Origin of the sequence: Photobacterium swingsii (assembly GCF_024346715.1) — a bacterium.
Lineage (GTDB): Bacteria > Pseudomonadota > Gammaproteobacteria > Enterobacterales > Vibrionaceae > Photobacterium > Photobacterium swingsii.
Map to the genome: position 1 here is coordinate 2,847,274 of NZ_AP024852.1, position 16,790 is coordinate 2,864,063.

Below are 16,790 nucleotides of genomic sequence, written 5' to 3' on the forward strand. Positions count from 1 at the left end.
CCCGCCAAAATATTGACGATAATTGATAATTCGTCAAATAAACGGAATAAGATCAAATCAACACAAATAAAAAAGGAGCCTGATAGGCTCCTCTCTAAATTCTTAGCTTAATGATTTAGAAGTTAATGCTTGCGTACAAACCAACCTCGTCACCTTTTACATAAGGTGAAATCACGTAGTTACTCATTGAGTAACCCATCTCAGAAACAACATATTGAATCCCTGTCGCTAATGCGGCTCCTGCCACTACATCGCGCCAGTAGTGGTGTTTACTGTCGACACGTGAATAACCAACTAAAGCCGCAGCTGCGTATGCAGGAACGCCATACTCCCAGCCATAACGGAATTGAAGATACGCTGCACCTTGTGTTGCCGCAGAAGTATGCCCTGATGGGAATGAGTGATCACCACCGTTAGGACGTTCTGCATTAACAGAGAATTTGATCGCATGTGTTGCAACCGCAGTGTATAACGCACCTTCTGCTAACTGAAATAAACCTTCTGTATCGCCTTTATATAAAGAGATAGCACCAGCAGTAAGTGGAATACCAAATTGAGCTATGTCCCCATATTTTTCTAAATTTTTATTATGGGCAGACGCTGAACATGTCGTCATTGCTAATATAAGAGCAACAACTCCTGACTTTATTTTCATGCTTTACCTTTCAACAACACTAAGCCTTGAAAATAACAAGGCACCATCAATGGCATCTCAATATGAGAAATAAAAAATCTACTGCATAAGCATGAAGTCGTTTGGATACAACACAAATTACAAATACAACTGTAGATATTAAACACTGTTTTTTTACACGTGCAGCGCGATTGTAAGAAGTAAGTAAATACTTGTCAACGTCTGAGAGGTCACAAAAGCATATAAACTACAAATATGTTAATTACATCCAATGTGTCATTCTGATGAAATAAATCATCTAAAAAACAGTTCTTTTTATAAAGTAAGCAAAAAATCGCTTATTAATGTATGAAAAATATGATCTTAATCTACTATTTATGAGTATCACTGAAATGGCATCAGACCATACGTGATCTATATTGGATAAATCCAAGGGAGATACGACATGAAAAAGATAACTTCGGTATGCGCAGCACTATTACTTACTGCGAGTTTTGCTACTTCTGCTTACACCCTCTCAGGTACACCTGAAGATATTCCTGAAGGTGCAATGCAATATTGCGCAACATCCAGTAACTTCTGGGTGTGTGTTGATAACTATAAGCAACGCAATAATCTATAGCTTGCCGCATATAGCGTGAAGCATAAAAAAACGGGCATAGAGTCACCTCTACGCCCGTTTTTATATCAGCTTATTATTGCGTTATGCGTTAGCTTCACGCTCAGCAATGAAAGCAAGTGCTAGCTTGATACGTGCCATAACACGCTCTTTACCAACAAGTTGCATCACAGCATCAACCGATGGCGACTGACCTTGGCCAGTAACAGCAACACGCAATGGCATGCCCACTTTACCCATACCTAGCTCTAGGTCTTCACATGTTGATTTAATCACATCGTGAAGATTTTCCGTGGTCCATGCATCGTCAGACACAGCTTCAACTTTAGCTAGAGCAAGTTCCAGTGCTTCTTTAGCAACTGGACGAAGGTGCTTCTTCGCAGCACCGGCTTCAAATTCACTGAAATCTTGGTAGAAGTAACGCGACTGCTCAGCAAGCTCGATCAGCGTATTACAACGCTCACCCACTAGCTTGATAACATCAGTGATCGCAGGGCCGTTCGCTGTATCGATCTCTTTTTGATCTAAGTGCCATTGTAGGTACTTAGCCACGTATTCAGGTTCAGCGGTTTTAATATAGTGGTTGTTCAACCAAAGTAGTTTATCAGTGTTAAATGCTGATGCAGATTTACTAATAGACTCTAGTGTAAACAGGTTGATCATTTCTTCTAGAGAGAAAATCTCTTGGTCACCATGAGACCAACCCAAACGCACTAAGTAGTTCAATAGTGCTTGTGGTAGGTAACCGTCATCGCGGTATTGCATCACACTGACAGCGCCGTGACGTTTAGATAGTTTCGCACCATCATCGCCAAGGATCATTGCACAGTGAGCGAACTCAGGAACTGGTGCACCTAGTGCTTCATAGATGTTAATTTGACGTGGGGTGTTGTTGATGTGGTCTTCACCACGAACAACTTGAGTAATACCCATATCCCAATCATCAACCACTACACAGAAATTGTACGTTGGGCTGCCGTCAGTACGACGAATGATCAGGTCATCTAATTCGCTGTTTGAGATTTCAATACGGCCACGTACTTTATCATCAAAAACAACCGTACCTTCTTTCGGGTTACGGAAACGAATAACGAATGGTGATGCTTCTGTTGCTGCCGCATTTGCCGCAACAATTTTAGGGTGGTTTGCATCATAGCGAGGCTTAACACCCGCAGCCATTTGCTCTTCACGTAGCTCGTCAAGCAGCTCTTTCGGGCAGTAACACTTGTATGCTTTATCTTCAGCTAATAGCTGATCGATTAGCTGGTTGTAACGATCAAAACGTTTTGTTTGGTAGTAAGGACCTTCATCCCAGTTAAGACCGATCCACTCCATGCCTTCAATAATGGCATCGATAGCTTCTTGAGTAGAGCGCTCTAGATCAGTATCTTCGATACGTAGAACGAATTCACCGCCTTGTTTTTTAGCAAATAGCCATGAGTACAATGCAGTACGGGCACCACCTACGTGCAAAAAGCCAGTTGGGCTTGGTGCAAAACGAGTTTTAATCGTCATTTGATTTACCTTAAAGTGACTGGATCGACTGACAGCGTTACCGCTATAAGCCCATAATTGGGCGTTATTTTAACACTGTCACTCAATTCTACAATCATCATCCTTTAGCTAATTAACGCGTTATATCATCGGTCACTGTCACTTAAGATGCGTTCTTCAAGTTTTTCATGGCCCACATCATAAAGGCTTGTTGCTCTTGAGCTGATAAGTCATTAAAACCCGCTTCCAAAATCGCTCTTTGTGATGAGGCTGCATTTACGGTTTTAGGCTTAACAGATGGCTTACCGACAGGGGCAAGCTGCTCGGTAGATAGAACCGCAATACCCGTGCCTTTTTGATTGTATTTTTGAACCGCTTTTTCGTAATTTTTCATTCCTTGCATGCCATTTACATGCAATGACTCAAGCTGAAATGGGATCATTTCACCTGACGCTGACTTCAGAACAAAACGAGGGTCATGATCAAACTTCTTTGCTTCTTCCATGGTTCTAAATGGCTGATATGACAAAACAACATCATCGGTTGGCGCACTAAAACGCAGGATAAAAGGGACGGAATTAAATTTAGTCCGACGGCCGTCTTCAACCACTAACTGCCCCAGTGCAAATAAGACTTGGTTAGTACCCGCTTCTAACGTTAGTTTACTCGGTGATGAAAAGATGTCCGTCGCAACCTCACTACCATTGAGCACCAAAGGGCCTATCTCTTTATTAAATGTCAGTGTGCTCTCTGCACTCACTTGCCAAGACAAGGAACCAGCCAAAAGGGTTAAGGCAACAATTAACTTTCTCATAAAACCTCCACGGCAAAGGGCGAGATAACCTCGCCCTAATCATTGTATTATTTAACTTTATTCAGCATGTTAGAACCAGTATTCAACACCGACAGATGCTTCATTAAAGCTATCTGACTTCCAACGACCTTCATAGCCTTTATCATCTGCATTTACACGATCTAAGTCATTCATCGCATAACGCGCATAAAGCACTGCGTTGGTGTCGACAAAGTACATCATTTGTACCGAGGTCACGTTATCTTTGGTGTTGGCAATCTCTTTACCATTTACATCTAGACCAAGGTTTTCTGCACGAGCAATTTTGGCTTGCCACTTATCAAACGTATACGTTAGACCAACTGAGTATGAATCTTCACGCTCGTCTTGATTAAACGTGTTGTTATCCGCTTTTGCGATACGGTAATAAGCGAAGTAACCTAAGCCATTAGAGAAACCACCTTGCGCACCCATCAAGTAGGTTTGGTTATTCCAGAAAGTGTCTTTAAATTTGCCTTTGGTTTTATCAAGCGTGTCGTAGTTCATTTCGTAAGCCAAATCGAACTGCGCCCATCCCCAATCGCCTTTCACTTGTTGATGCGCGGCCATACCGTGCCAGTAGTTGCTTGATGCTTTAGAACTATCCGTTGCCCCTGCACGATCTTCACCTGCACCAGCGGCAATATCCATAGTAAAACCAGACCACAGCTCATTGGTATCCCAACGGATAGTGTCAGATTGACGATCGTTGAAGTTATTACCACCAATATTACCGCCCCAATCCCAAACATTACCCATACCCGGGTTTGTAGCAGGCCAGTCAATCAATTCGTAGATAGGTGTTAACACACGACCAAGACGTATTTTACCAATGCTATCGTGTTCAAAGCCGACAAAAGTATCACGACGACCTAAGTAGCCATTACCACCGTTTTCACCCGCAAACGACTCATCTACGTAACCAGATTCGATCTGCCATAAGAAAGTCCAATCTTGCAACTGATCGAACTGAGCAGTACCACGCCAGCCTAAACGTGACTCATTATTAAACTGCACGCCTTCGTTATTTTTCTCGTGATCATAGTCGCGATGTGCCACCTGCATGGCAATCAAACCGTAAATGCTGTGTTCATACTTAGCACCACTCTCACTAGCTTGAGCAGGGACCGTTGCCAGTGCAGCAGTCGCAATAGCTGCGCCTAATAAGGTACGTTTGAAAAATTTACTCATGGAAAAACTCCTAAAAAATATAGCTGAATTCATGCACTTACCTCAGTGGCCGCCGAAGGTTAGCACAATGAAATTTAATGTTTCATATTGAGAACGTGGATAAGACTACAAGCTTTTTTCACAACGCAAATATATTCAAAGTAAAATCTTGAACCCCTTCAAAAACAGACTAAGTAAAAAAACATAAACACTTTAAAATTAGACACTTAAACAAAAAACATAATTAAACATAAGGAGGCCAGAAAAATAGATTCCGCGGGTAAAGTCTCACTTTTATATGCAATAGAGGTGAAAAACGTTAAAAAATTAGATGTTTTTATACAAGAAGATCGTTATTTAGTTTTTTTATGGGTCAAAAAAGTGATCTATATCGAACTCATTTAGGAAAATATGAACTTATTTAAAACCCAGTGTTTTATCGTAATTTAGATATCAAGCAAATGGATGCAAGAACACCCACCTTATTTAGTTGATTGATAATGCAATGAAACAAGAAGGAAATAGAAAGGAATTGGATCGTGTGACTGATGTCTGAGTTCACCAGTTCTATGCTGGAATAAACTTTTTTGTCAGCAATAAGCAACGTAAAATCGTGGTACGAATTAACTATGGATGGACAACCGCTAATACATTGCGAGTCCTTCAGGGAGAAAAAGAATGAAGGTAAAACACATTGCCCTTGCAGTTGCGCTCTTGCCATTAGCTTCATCAGCATTTGCAGAAGTGACACTTCAACTACCAGATAATGTCAGGCTGCTGGCTGTCAATGAGCAAGACCCATCAAAAAATATTACTGATATTTTTTTTGCTACCGATGACAAACTAACGTTTAATAATGGCGAGAACCAAATCGTATACCAGATTGATCAGTACTTTTATAAAGGAGACAAACAAAGCGAACGCTTCCGTTCCTCTCCTTATATACTGACGTTTTCTGCTGAAAATTCATCATTGCAATTAGAGATCCCGAACTTTCGCCGCGTAGAGCAAGCAAATGAATTCAACTATTCACCGACAGTGAATGTGCAAACAACAGCTGGTAAAAACATCCCGTTTAAACATGATAAACTTGAATTAAAAGGACTTTCGATTTCACATGACTATCATGAATATGTGAAACAATATAATAAGTTAGGAGGTCCAGCTGCACTGGCTACGGCTACGGCTACGGCTACGGCAGTAACTCATAAAGTAGAACCAGCGCCAAAACAGTCAAAAACGAATGTTTCGACTCAAAGTGAAGCGCCAATCAAACAGCAACTACAAACTCTTTTCAATCAAGCCGATAAAGAAACTAAAAAAGAATTTATTAGCTGGGCAGTCCAAAACCTATAATCTTTTGATGAAAGTTCCTTTTCACTAAGGAGCTTTCTCCTTTCCTTATATTCCAGCACCTAACACTTAATCCACCTTAATATTTCCCCCCAAACTGTTAATCCCGCATGATTCTTTTATTTAATATCAGATCGCAAAATGGAGGCCTAAGCCTCCATTTTCAAGAATGTTAAGTTTGAATTACGATTTAGAAACCGTATTCAAGACCTACACGAACAACAAAGATATCAGTCTCGTCGATTTTACCTTTATCGTTAGCTGCTTTTAGGTCACGTTGAGCAACACGGATGTAAGGAACAAAGCCATTCTTAACATACATTAGCTGACCAGAAATGATGCTATCTTCATCATTCTGTTTAACACCTGCAGTTTCAGATTCTAAGTTAGCTGTGTAACCTAGTTTGAAGCCCCATGGACCATTCCAGTATTGACCAATCACAGCGTAAGAAGCTTGCTCTGATTTATCACCGTTTTGAACTTTACTTTCACCAGCTTTATAAGCACCCGCAAGTCCAAAACCTGCAGGAAGTGATGCTTCAAAACCTACTAAGTAACCAAAAGTATCAGCCATTACAGCATCTTTAGCCGCTTCACCTGGAGTCCACTTATCTTGGTCACCATTTGGCTTGTAGCTCCAAGAACCATCAGTCGCTGCTTTAGCTTCTTCAAGCTGACGATCTGATTCAGTTTCGAATGCCGCATGTAGTGTGATCATTTCAGCAAAAGTATAGTGCGCTGCACCACCAAACCAGTTGTTACCTTCAACAGCTTTGTCACCACGACCTGTTGCAAGGTTAAACGTAAATCCACCGAATGAAGGTGAATCGTAGCGAGCCATATCACCATGACGATCACGGTTATATTTCACGTCACCGCCCCAGTCCCATGATGCACCAAGACCTGGGTTAGCGTATGGCCAGTCAATCACTTCGTACATAGGTGTTAACATACGACCGAAACGCACTTTACCCCAGTCACCTTTAAGACCAAGGAAAGTATCACGGTTACCTAATGTACCGCCTGTACCGTCTTCACCTACATAACCCGATTCAACCTGCATGAAAACTTCAACGTTATCAAACATCTCTTTACCAGCACGGAAGCCAATACGAGATTCGTTTTCGTAGTCATAGCCTGTTGCAGTATCTGCGCCATTCTCAGTAATGTCGTAGTTAACAATCGAGATTGCTGCTACACCGTATACTTCAACACTGAAATCATTATTTTGACCGATTTCGTAAGCATTTGCTGACATTGAAGCCATTGCTGCAGCTGCTACAGCAACGCCAAGAACTGAACGTTTGAATACATTTTCCATGGAATAACTCCTAAATATACTAGCTGTTTACTTGAGCCTTAAAAGGTTGGCCGCCGATGGCATCAAGTAACTCTCCCAATATGTAAGCTAAATTTCTAAAATCAGCTAAATCATATTTTTTTAGTTTATGAACGTCACCGTTCACTTCACTAACTAGACTACTTTCGCAGCGCAAAACATCAATTAGAACTTAATTTATTGTTTAAAAAATATGACTCAGTGCAAACTTTGCTGTTAACAGTGATCCACTTCAAATGTTTTCTTATTTTATTATCAATAACCTACCAACCACCTATAAAACAATGAGTTACAAATATAAAAAAACATCAAACGTGAGAAGACACGTAAAAACATTACTACGCTTAAACGGCTTACATAGTAAAGATCGCATTGATCACAGATCATATTTTTAAAGCAGAAATAGTACTAATCGCGTTTAGTCATTTAGGCCGGAATATATTTTATGATGTGCTACAAAAAAGAAATGCGCACCTTGAAATTAATCAGATGCGCATTGAAAGGCAGGTATTTAGACTAATATTTAATAATATTGACGAGAATTAACGTTGTGTAAAATCAACTAATGCTTGTTCATCCCAAATTTCAATTCCAAGCTCTTGGGCTTTAGCTAATTTAGACCCTGCGGCTTCACCTGCAACCAACAAATCCGTTTTTTTAGAAACGCTACCCGTGACTTTTGCTCCCATAGATTGCAGTAGCTCTTTGGCTTCAGAACGGCCAAGTTGTGACAAACTCCCTGTTAAAACCACAGTTTTGCCTTCTAATGGGCGCTCGACACCTTCTTCTAGCTTCTCTATCGCCGGCCATTCAATTCCCACTTGCAGTAAATCCTCAATCACATCGGTATTATGCTGCTCACGGAAGAAATTGTAGATGTGTTCGGCAACGATATCGCCAACATCACTCACTTCAATGAGCTGCTCTTTGGTCGCAATTTTTATTGCATCCAAAGATTCGAAGTGATTGGCCAAGTTTGCCGCAGTGGCTTCACCTACCTCACGAATACCTAGCGAGTATAGAAAACGCGGTAAGGTCGTCACTTTAGAAGCAGCCAGTGAATCCACTAATTTTTGCGCCGACTTAGGACCCATGCGATCTAAAACCGTCACGACACCCGCCGATAACTTAAATAGTTCGGCTGGTGTTGCAACCATTTCACGATCCACCAACTGTTCAATCACCTTTTCGCCACAGCCATCAACATCTAATGCTTTACGCGACACAAAGTGCTTTAACGCTTCTTTACGCTGCGCTTGGCAAAATAGGCCACCAGAACAACGAGAAACCGCTTCACCTTCGACACGCTCAACTCGCGAACCACACACAGGACAATCAGTAGGGAAAGTAATAAGTTTTGCATCACTAGGGCGACGAGACTCTACCACAGACACAATTTGCGGAATCACATCGCCCGCACGGCGAATAATGACAGTATCACCAACCATGACACCCAGACGTGCGACTTCATCGGCATTGTGCAAGGTAGCATTGCTCACTGTAACGCCACCGACAAATACAGGCTCCAATTTAGCTACGGGTGTAACAGCCCCTGTGCGTCCAACCTGAAATTCGACATTATTAAGCACTGTCATTTCTTCTTGCGCAGGAAACTTATACGCAATTGCCCAACGCGGTGCACGAGCGACAAAGCCTAAACGCTCTTGCAAACTAATAGTGTCAACTTTAAAGACCACACCGTCAATTTCGTAAGGTAGCGAATCGCGACGCTCACCGATCTCTTGATAGTAAGCGATTACAGCTTGGATACTCGTTAGCGGACGGATCTCAGGGCACATAGGTAAGCCCCAGCCTTTAAGCTGTAATAGGCGGTCATATTGGCTAGGCGCAAGCTCTAAGCCATCAACAACGCCCACTGAATAAGCATAAAAACTGAGCGGGCGTGAAGCGGTAATTTTAGAATCGAGCTGACGTAAACTACCTGCTGCAGCGTTACGAGGGTTGGCGAATGTTTTTTCACCTTTCTTTAAAGCACGTTCATTTAGCGCTTCAAAACCGGCTTTAGGCATAAAGACTTCGCCACGCACTTCCAAACGAGCAGGCCAGTCATCACCACGGAGTCTTAATGGTATTGAGCGGATTGTGCGTACGTTAGCCGTAATGTTCTCACCGGTCGTACCATCACCGCGTGTTGCTGCTTGGGTTAATACACCGTTTTCATACATCAAGCTAACAGCTAGGCCATCCAGTTTAGGCTCACCGCAATAAGTAACCTGCTGCTCTGAAGGTAAGCGATCTAACAGTCTTTTTTCGAATGCTTGAAGTTCTTCATCATTAAAAGCGTTATCAAGCGAAAGCATAGGTAATTCATGCTTTATTTGGCTAAAGCCGTCTAATGGTGTACCACCGACTCGCTGACTTGGTGAGTCATCTGTTACCCACTCAGGGTGCTCGGCTTCAATAGCCAGTAGCTGTTGCATCAAACGATCATATTCAGCATCTGGGATCTCTGGGTTATCTTCAACATAGTAACGATACCCGTGATAAGTAAGCTGTTGACGCAACTCAGTAAGCTGCTGCTGAATATCAAGACTCATGGCTAATCCTATTCACTCACATAATTATCAAGCCGCGATAAGGTGCAGGCCTGTTCTACTCTATAAAAAAAGCGGGCTCCCTGAGGAGCCCGTCATAAACCATTGGGGTAACACTCAAGCTTAAGCTTGGGTGTAGAACTTCGCTTTCTCACGGTATTCTGAAATACGATACGGTGTGATCATATTACGATCTTGATCCAGCACATCAGCACTTAACTCGTCCGCAATTTGCTGAACGGTTTGTAGCATCATATTGAAGTTCAAATCAGCACGGCCGTGACAAGGCAACATTAAGTAAAAAGCAATGCCCGGTGTTTCGAAGTTTTCGATATCTTGTTGTGGGAAGTTACCCGGTTGTACCATGTTGGTAACAGTGAAAATAACGGGCTCTAAACCTGCTTTATCGGCATGGCGGTGATAAACCGAGTTTTCACCAAAAATAAGGCCATTTTGCTCAAGGCTATTGAATAATTTCACGCCTCGAAGTAATTCACCATTACGCGCATGAATGTTTAAAGCAATGTAAGAACGCTCAAGTGGTGCTGGCTCAGGTGCAACCACTTCAGGTTCAACAGGGCTTTCCACTTTCTCTTCAATAATCGCGTCTTCAACACGATGCTCTTGAACAGCACTTTCTTGAACATGGCTTTCTTGAGAAGAGCGCTCTTCAATCACAGGTTCAGGAGAAGGTTGTGACGCCTGCTCTGGCATTTTCATGTCTTGCTGTGGTGCAGGCTGAGAAGTAATTTCAGTCTCAGAAACAATCACAGTATTAGTATCTAGTGCAGGCTCTGCGACGGCATCTTGTGAAGCATCCACAGATGTACTTGTCGCCATCACTGGCTGAGCAAGGTGCTGTGATGTGTTCGTTTCAATAGGCTCTTGCTTAACCACATCAGAAGAGCCTGTCACAATGTCTAAATTACCCAAACCAGGTTCGTTATCCTTGTTTGTTTTAGGCACAGGCTGAGAAACAGTTGGTTGAGCTACCGCAGCTTGGCTTTGCACCGCCACTTCGGGCGTAACCTGTTGTTGAACAGGTGCTGGTTGCTGAACCACCGGGGCTTCTGCAGGGTGAGCAAATGGGTTTTCTGCAGCTTGAGGAGCAGTAGCAACCTCAGGCTGAGGGGCAAACTCAGGAGCCGACTTCGCTGACATGGCAGGAAGATCAGTGGCTTCATGTCGGTTCACTGTTGGTGTTGGAGTGTCTAACAGAGGATCTGCATCGATTTTTTCGCCAAAGTTAACAGAGCCGGTTTTAACGGGTTCCGATTGAAAATAAGGCGTTGGCTCTTCACTCTCACTACCTTTCACGCGGACAGCACCAACACCATCTTGATCAAAACCTTCGTTATCAAGCGACTTTTGACCATCGAGTTTACCTACAGGCTTTGGTTTATCACCAAACTTAGTCGGTTTTTCTTTTCGACTTGTCCAAAGACCATGCAACAATAGCGCGGAGATCATCAGCGCACCAACAATAATAAGAACCAGACGCAATTCCTGCATACAATACTCTGAAATTAGCTTGTTAACCCATCGGGGTAACGTGTTAAACATGTATTCGCCAGACCTAAGTATTACCATACTCAGTGACTAACTCAATCCAACATTACGTATTAGCACACTGACATTGACAGAGCGTAATAAAGATCACAACTTATTACTTTAAGCCTAACCTTTCCTCAGTCTGGCAACCCAATCACTGTGGTAAAGAATACATGCTGGTTGCTTTACTCTACCAAAACTCACTAAATAATGAGAACTTCTAACCGTATAATCATCAAATATCGTGCCTTTGAGCGCACTTTTGGTTATTTTTCAAGCTAAGCGGTGCGTTAATATTTAGCGCTAAGCACCAACAAAAGATCGAATATTTGCTTATCGCCGCTACTCCTCGTTAACATGCTATTTGGCTCAACCTCTTTTGTTTATTTCACAATGACGAGCCTTAACAAGGAGCAGATATGCAAACACACTCACCAATAAAAGACCCTATCAGTGGTGCTGGCTATTTCTTTCGCGGATTATCGCTGGCGTTAGAGCCCGGAACTCGCCGTTTTGTTCTGATGCCACTCTTAGTTAACATCATACTATTTGGTAGTGCTTTTGGTTTTGTCCTTTCTCAACTTGACCAATGGATCACAGGGTGGCTAACCATGCTGCCTGAATGGTTGGATTGGTTGAGCTACTTACTTTGGCCACTATTGGCTATTGCTACATTAGTGATTTTCTCTTACCTCTTTAGCACCATCGCAAATTGGATTGCCGCCCCTTTTAATGGCCTACTAGCTGAACAGTTAGAAGCCAAGTTAACCGGTGAAAAACTGCCTGATACCAGTGTAAAAGATCTGCTGAAGGATATACCGAGAATCATGCACCGCGAGTGGGTAAAGCTAAAATACTACCTACCTAAAGCGCTGGGGTTACTGATCTTGTTATGGATCCCTGCGGTTGGCCAAACCGTTGGTCCTGTACTGTGGTTTCTTTTCAGCGCATGGATGATGACGATTCAATATGCTGACTATCCGTTTGATAATCACAAAGTCCCGTTCGTATCGATGCGAGACGCACTAAAAGTGAAGCGTGGTAAGTCATTGAGCTTTGGTAGCCTCGTGATGCTATTTACCATGACCCCGATTCTTAATTTATTTGTGATGCCAATTGCCGTGTGTGGTGCAACTGCAATGTGGGTTGACCACTACCGAAAGGATTATGCTCAGTCGTAAAGCCTACGAAAAGCTAATATCAAAGTGTCTTTAATCGTTATACTTTTTATAACAATAAGATATAACGATTTATTACTTTGCAAACGCAGCAACAAGGTTATGCTTAGTGTGTCTTAAGTTGAAACGTGTTACGAAGGAACGGCAATCATGAGCAAAATTTACGAAGATAACACTCTTACTATCGGTAACACTCCACTGGTTCGCCTGAACCGTGTCAGTAATGGCAAAGTGTTAGCAAAAATTGAAGCACGCAACCCTAGCTTCAGTGTGAAATGCCGTATCGGCGCCAACATGATTTGGGATGCAGAGAAAAAAGGTACCCTAAAAGAAGGTATTGAACTTGTAGAGCCAACATCTGGTAATACAGGGATTGCCCTTGCATACGTTGCAGCTGCGCGTGGATACAAACTGACGCTGACTATGCCTGAAAGCATGAGCCTAGAACGTCGTAAGCTACTCAAAGCCTTAGGCGCTAATCTAGTGCTCACGGAAGCCGCTAAAGGCATGAAAGGGGCAATTGAAAAAGCCGAAGAGATTGTCGCGTCGAACCCTGAACACTACCTATTGCTTCAACAATTCAATAACCCAGCCAACCCAGAGATCCACGAGAAAACCACAGGCCCTGAGATTTGGGAAGCCACTGATGGTGAAGTCGATGTCTTTGTGTCTGGTGTCGGTACTGGTGGCACGCTAACGGGTGTGAGCCGCTTTATTAAGCAAACCAAAGGTAAAGCGATTACGACCGTGGCTGTAGAACCAAGTGAATCACCTGTGATTACTCAAGTGCGTAATGGTGATGCTGTTCAACCCGCACCACACAAAATCCAAGGTATTGGCGCTGGGTTCATTCCAGGTAACCTTGAACTAGACCTTATCGATGAAGTTGAACTTGTCAGCTCAGATGATGCGATTGAAATGGCGCAACGCCTCATGAAAGAAGAAGGTATTTTGGCGGGAATTTCATCAGGTGCAGCGGTTGTGGCTGCGAATAACATCGCATCGCGTCCAGAATATGCAGATAAAAATATCGTTGTTGTCTTACCAAGTTCGGGTGAGCGATACCTATCGACAGCATTATTTGCGGGTATCTTCACAGAAAAAGAAACCCAACAGTGATCACACTTTTAAGTGAATCATGACAGTTTGTTGACGAAAAAAGCCCCCTCAAGGGGCTTTTTTGTTGCTTTTTAAACGAGGTTTTACTATAAAACCGAGGCGTTTTATTTTTAGCATCAAAATAAAAGGACATAAAACAGTCCATTTGATGTGACCAAGGCAAAATAACTCATCAAACTTTGACTTGGATTAAGCAATTATGACGCGCAGTTGGTTAATTTATTCATCGAGATAAACAAACCATCTCAGTCACTATAAGCTAAAATATTTTTACGCAAAGATTACATAATATTTCAAATATCGGGGTGAAAAATGTATCAGAAGCAAGTTGAAATCACTGCAGAAAACGGCCTACACACTCGTCCAGCAGCGCAATTCGTAAAAGAAGCTAAAGCATTCGACGCTGACATTACTGTTACTTCTAACGGTAAAAGCGCAAGCGCGAAAAGCCTATTCAAACTACAAACTCTAGGCCTAGTAAAAGGTACTCTAGTAACAATTTCTGCTGAAGGCGCACAAGCTCAAGAAGCAGTTGACCACCTTGTTGCTCTAATGGATACATTGCACTAAGTTGCAATTTCTTCGTTAAGTCCCTAGTTTTTATAGAACAAATTAAGGTAAGGCTATGATTTCAGGTATCCTGGCATCTCCTGGTATTGCTTTTGGTAAAGCACTACTTCTGCAAGAAGATGAGATTGTCCTAAATAAATCATCTATTCCAGCAGACCAGATCGAAAACGAGATTCAACGTTTCTTCGACGCTCGAAAAAAATCTGCAGAGCAACTAGAAGTAATCAAAGAAAAAGCACGTGTCACCTTTGGTGAAGAGAAAGAAGCGATCTTTGAAGGTCACATCATGTTGCTTGAAGATGAGGAGCTTGAAGAAGAAATCATAGCCTTCATTAAAGAAAACAACGCATCAGCTGATTTTGCTATTCACTCTATCATTGAAGAGCAAGCGGTAACGCTAGAATCACTTGACGATGAATACCTAAAAGAACGTGCAACGGATATCCGCGATATCGGTACACGTTTTGTTAAAAATGCATTAGGCATTAACGTTGTTAACCTAAGCGCAATCAACGAGGAAGTTATCCTTGTTGCTAACGACTTAACACCATCTGAAACAGCACAAATCAACCTTGATTACGTACTGGGTTTCATCACAGATATCGGTGGTCGTACATCTCACACATCTATCATGGCGCGTTCACTAGAGCTTCCAGCTATCGTTGGTACTAACGATATTACAGCGAAAGTGAAAAATGGCGACATGCTAATGCTAGACGGTATCAATAACAAAATTGTTATCAACCCTTCTGAAGACGAACTAGCGCAATTCAAAGCCACTCGCGATGAATACCTAGCTGAAAAAGAAGAACTAGCAAAACTGAAAGACCTACCAGCTATTACCCTAGACGGTAAGCAAGTAGAAGTATGTGGTAACATCGGTACAGTTAAAGACTGTGACGGCGTTAACCGTAACGGCGGTGAAGGCGTTGGTCTGTACCGTACAGAATTCCTATTTATGGACCGTGATGCACTTCCAACAGAAGAAGAGCAATACGTAGCTTACAAAGATGTTGCTGAAGCTATGCACGGTGAACCAGTGATTATCCGTACTATGGATATCGGTGGTGATAAAGATCTTCCTTACTTAGATCTTCCAAAAGAAATGAACCCATTCTTGGGTTGGCGTGCAATTCGCATCAGCTTAGACCGTCGTCAAATTCTTCGCGACCAACTACGTGCTATTCTACGTGCATCGGCTCACGGTAAAATCCGTATCATGTTCCCAATGATTATCTCTGTAGAGGAAATCCGCGAACTGAAAGCCGCAATCGAAGAGTACAAAGTAGAGTTACGCGCTGAAGAACTTGCGTTTGACGAAAACATCGAAATCGGTGTTATGGTTGAAACGCCAGCAGCAGCTGCAATTGCACACCACTTAGCGAAAGAAGTAGCCTTCTTTAGCATTGGTACAAACGACTTAACCCAGTATACTTTAGCAGTTGACCGTGGTAATGAGATGATCTCTCACCTTTACAACCCACTATCACCTGCAGTACTTACCGTGATCAAGCAAGTTATCGATGCTTCTCATAAAGAAGGTAAGTGGACAGGTATGTGTGGTGAGCTAGCAGGTGATGAGCGTGCAACCCTACTTCTTCTTGGTATGGGTCTAGACGAGTTCAGCATGAGTGCTATTTCGATTCCTCGCATTAAGAAAGTTATCCGCAACGCTAACTTTGCTGATGTTAAAGCGATGGCTGAGCATGCACTTGCTCTTCCAACCGCGGCTGAAATCGAAGCCCACGTAGAAAAATTCATCGCAGAAAAGACCATGTGCTAATAGAATAGTCACAGGTAAAATAACAACGCTTAGGAGCAACAATATGGGTCTGTTTGACAAACTAAAGAAGCTGGTTTCTGACGATAGCAGCGAAGCTGGTGCAATTGAAATCATTGCTCCACTATCTGGCGAAATTGTAAACATCGAAGATGTGCCAGATGTTGTATTCGCAGAAAAAATCGTTGGTGACGGTATCGCTATCAAACCTGCTGGCAACAAAATGGTTGCACCAGTAAACGGTACTATCGGTAAAATTTTCGAAACTAACCACGCTTTCTCTATCGAATCTGACGACGGCATCGAGCTTTTCGTTCACTTCGGTATCGATACTGTTGAACTAAAAGGTGAAGGCTTTACTCGCATCGCTGAAGAAGGTCAGTCAGTTAAAGTTGGCGACACTATCATCGAATTCGATCTAGCGCTTCTTGAAGAGAAAGCTAAATCAACTCTAACGCCTGTTGTTATTTCTAACATGGACGAAATCAAAGAGTTGAACAAGCTATCTGGTGCTACAACTGTGGGTGAAACTCCAGTTCTACGCATCAAGAAATAAGATTGTTTAAATCTTAAATAAAAAACGCCACCTTCGGGTG

At 42.4% G+C, this 16,790-nt stretch carries 14 protein-coding genes; 7 read left to right on the forward strand and 7 right to left on the reverse strand.

The features are described 5' to 3' along the window. Positions 1-115 precede the first annotated feature (115 nt). Positions 116-655, reverse strand: coding sequence for a phosphatase PAP2 family protein (locus tag OCU77_RS12895; protein WP_048898193.1), 540 nt, complete (start codon positions 653-655; stop codon positions 116-118). 424 nt (positions 656-1,079) lie between these two features. On the opposite strand from OCU77_RS12895, the gene OCU77_RS12900 reads away from it, so the two are divergent. Then, on the forward strand, positions 1,080-1,256 hold the full coding sequence (locus tag OCU77_RS12900; protein ID WP_162845622.1) for a hypothetical protein: 177 nt from the start codon (positions 1,080-1,082) through the stop codon (positions 1,254-1,256). A gap of 81 nt (positions 1,257-1,337) precedes the next feature. Here the strand turns inward: OCU77_RS12900 and gltX are convergent, their stop codons facing one another. From gltX to OCU77_RS12915, 3 genes are all read right to left on the reverse strand, one after another. After that, positions 1,338-2,768 carry a glutamate--tRNA ligase gene (gene gltX / locus OCU77_RS12905; protein WP_048898192.1) on the reverse strand — a complete coding sequence of 477 codons (1,431 nt, stop codon included), beginning with the start codon at positions 2,766-2,768 and terminating at the stop codon, positions 1,338-1,340. 142 nt (positions 2,769-2,910) lie between these two features. After that, a complete protein-coding gene (locus OCU77_RS12910) occupies positions 2,911-3,561 on the reverse strand; it encodes a YccT family protein (protein WP_048898191.1) in 651 nt (216 codons plus the stop codon). Between the two features lie 69 nt (positions 3,562-3,630). Then, positions 3,631-4,770, reverse strand: a complete 1,140-nt coding sequence (locus OCU77_RS12915; protein ID WP_048898190.1) for a porin — start codon at positions 4,768-4,770, stop codon at positions 3,631-3,633. Positions 4,771-5,427: 657 nt separating this feature from the next. On the opposite strand from OCU77_RS12915, the gene OCU77_RS12920 reads away from it, so the two are divergent. Then, positions 5,428-6,105, forward strand: coding sequence for a YccT family protein (locus tag OCU77_RS12920; RefSeq protein ID WP_048898189.1), 678 nt, complete (start codon positions 5,428-5,430; stop codon positions 6,103-6,105). Positions 6,106-6,292: 187 nt separating this feature from the next. Here the strand turns inward: OCU77_RS12920 and OCU77_RS12925 are convergent, their stop codons facing one another. From OCU77_RS12925 to zipA, 3 genes are all read right to left on the reverse strand, one after another. Continuing rightward, a complete protein-coding gene (locus tag OCU77_RS12925) occupies positions 6,293-7,423 on the reverse strand; it encodes a porin (protein ID WP_048898188.1) in 1,131 nt (376 codons plus the stop codon). Between the two features lie 560 nt (positions 7,424-7,983). Beyond that, positions 7,984-9,999, reverse strand: coding sequence for an NAD-dependent DNA ligase LigA (gene ligA / locus OCU77_RS12930; protein WP_107302752.1), 2,016 nt, complete (start codon positions 9,997-9,999; stop codon positions 7,984-7,986). Between the two features lie 120 nt (positions 10,000-10,119). After that, on the reverse strand, positions 10,120-11,508 hold the full coding sequence (zipA, locus tag OCU77_RS12935) for a cell division protein ZipA (protein ID WP_053111778.1): 1,389 nt from the start codon (positions 11,506-11,508) through the stop codon (positions 10,120-10,122). A 458-nt stretch (positions 11,509-11,966) separates the two neighbouring features. Between zipA and cysZ the strand changes: the two genes are divergently transcribed. The 5 genes from cysZ to crr all read left to right on the forward strand — a co-directional run bounded on the left by cysZ (position 11,967) and on the right by crr (position 16,750). Beyond that, on the forward strand, positions 11,967-12,728 hold the full coding sequence (gene cysZ / locus OCU77_RS12940) for a sulfate transporter CysZ (RefSeq protein ID WP_048898187.1): 762 nt from the start codon (positions 11,967-11,969) through the stop codon (positions 12,726-12,728). A 147-nt stretch (positions 12,729-12,875) separates the two neighbouring features. Beyond that, positions 12,876-13,844, forward strand: a complete 969-nt coding sequence (gene cysK, locus OCU77_RS12945; RefSeq protein ID WP_048898186.1) for a cysteine synthase A — start codon at positions 12,876-12,878, stop codon at positions 13,842-13,844. Positions 13,845-14,156: 312 nt separating this feature from the next. Further along, positions 14,157-14,414, forward strand: coding sequence for an HPr family phosphocarrier protein (locus OCU77_RS12950; protein ID WP_048898185.1), 258 nt, complete (start codon positions 14,157-14,159; stop codon positions 14,412-14,414). A gap of 55 nt (positions 14,415-14,469) precedes the next feature. Then, complete coding sequence (gene ptsI, locus OCU77_RS12955) at positions 14,470-16,197, forward strand: phosphoenolpyruvate-protein phosphotransferase PtsI (protein WP_048898184.1); 1,728 nt, start codon at positions 14,470-14,472, stop codon at positions 16,195-16,197. Between the two features lie 43 nt (positions 16,198-16,240). Continuing rightward, entirely contained in the window at positions 16,241-16,750 is a 510-nt protein-coding gene (gene crr / locus OCU77_RS12960; protein ID WP_048898183.1) for a PTS glucose transporter subunit IIA, read from the forward strand. Positions 16,751-16,790: the final 40 nt, after the last annotated feature.

Excerpts from the sequence above, each read along its gene's own strand:
- OCU77_RS12895 (WP_048898193.1), bottom strand. The coding sequence starts at position 655 with ATGAAAATAAAGTCAGGAGTTGTTGCTCTTATATTAGCAATGACGACA.
- OCU77_RS12900 (WP_162845622.1), top strand. The coding sequence starts at position 1,080 with ATGAAAAAGATAACTTCGGTATGCGCAGCACTATTACTTACTGCGAGT.
- gltX (WP_048898192.1), bottom strand. The coding sequence starts at position 2,768 with ATGACGATTAAAACTCGTTTTGCACCAAGCCCAACTGGCTTTTTGCAC.
- OCU77_RS12910 (WP_048898191.1), bottom strand. The coding sequence starts at position 3,561 with ATGAGAAAGTTAATTGTTGCCTTAACCCTTTTGGCTGGTTCCTTGTCT.
- OCU77_RS12915 (WP_048898190.1), bottom strand. The coding sequence starts at position 4,770 with ATGAGTAAATTTTTCAAACGTACCTTATTAGGCGCAGCTATTGCGACT.
- OCU77_RS12920 (WP_048898189.1), top strand. The coding sequence starts at position 5,428 with ATGAAGGTAAAACACATTGCCCTTGCAGTTGCGCTCTTGCCATTAGCT.
- OCU77_RS12925 (WP_048898188.1), bottom strand. The coding sequence starts at position 7,423 with ATGGAAAATGTATTCAAACGTTCAGTTCTTGGCGTTGCTGTAGCAGCT.
- ligA (WP_107302752.1), bottom strand. The coding sequence starts at position 9,999 with ATGAGTCTTGATATTCAGCAGCAGCTTACTGAGTTGCGTCAACAGCTT.
- zipA (WP_053111778.1), bottom strand. The coding sequence starts at position 11,508 with ATGCAGGAATTGCGTCTGGTTCTTATTATTGTTGGTGCGCTGATGATC.
- cysZ (WP_048898187.1), top strand. The coding sequence starts at position 11,967 with ATGCAAACACACTCACCAATAAAAGACCCTATCAGTGGTGCTGGCTAT.
- cysK (WP_048898186.1), top strand. The coding sequence starts at position 12,876 with ATGAGCAAAATTTACGAAGATAACACTCTTACTATCGGTAACACTCCA.
- OCU77_RS12950 (WP_048898185.1), top strand. The coding sequence starts at position 14,157 with ATGTATCAGAAGCAAGTTGAAATCACTGCAGAAAACGGCCTACACACT.
- ptsI (WP_048898184.1), top strand. The coding sequence starts at position 14,470 with ATGATTTCAGGTATCCTGGCATCTCCTGGTATTGCTTTTGGTAAAGCA.
- crr (WP_048898183.1), top strand. The coding sequence starts at position 16,241 with ATGGGTCTGTTTGACAAACTAAAGAAGCTGGTTTCTGACGATAGCAGC.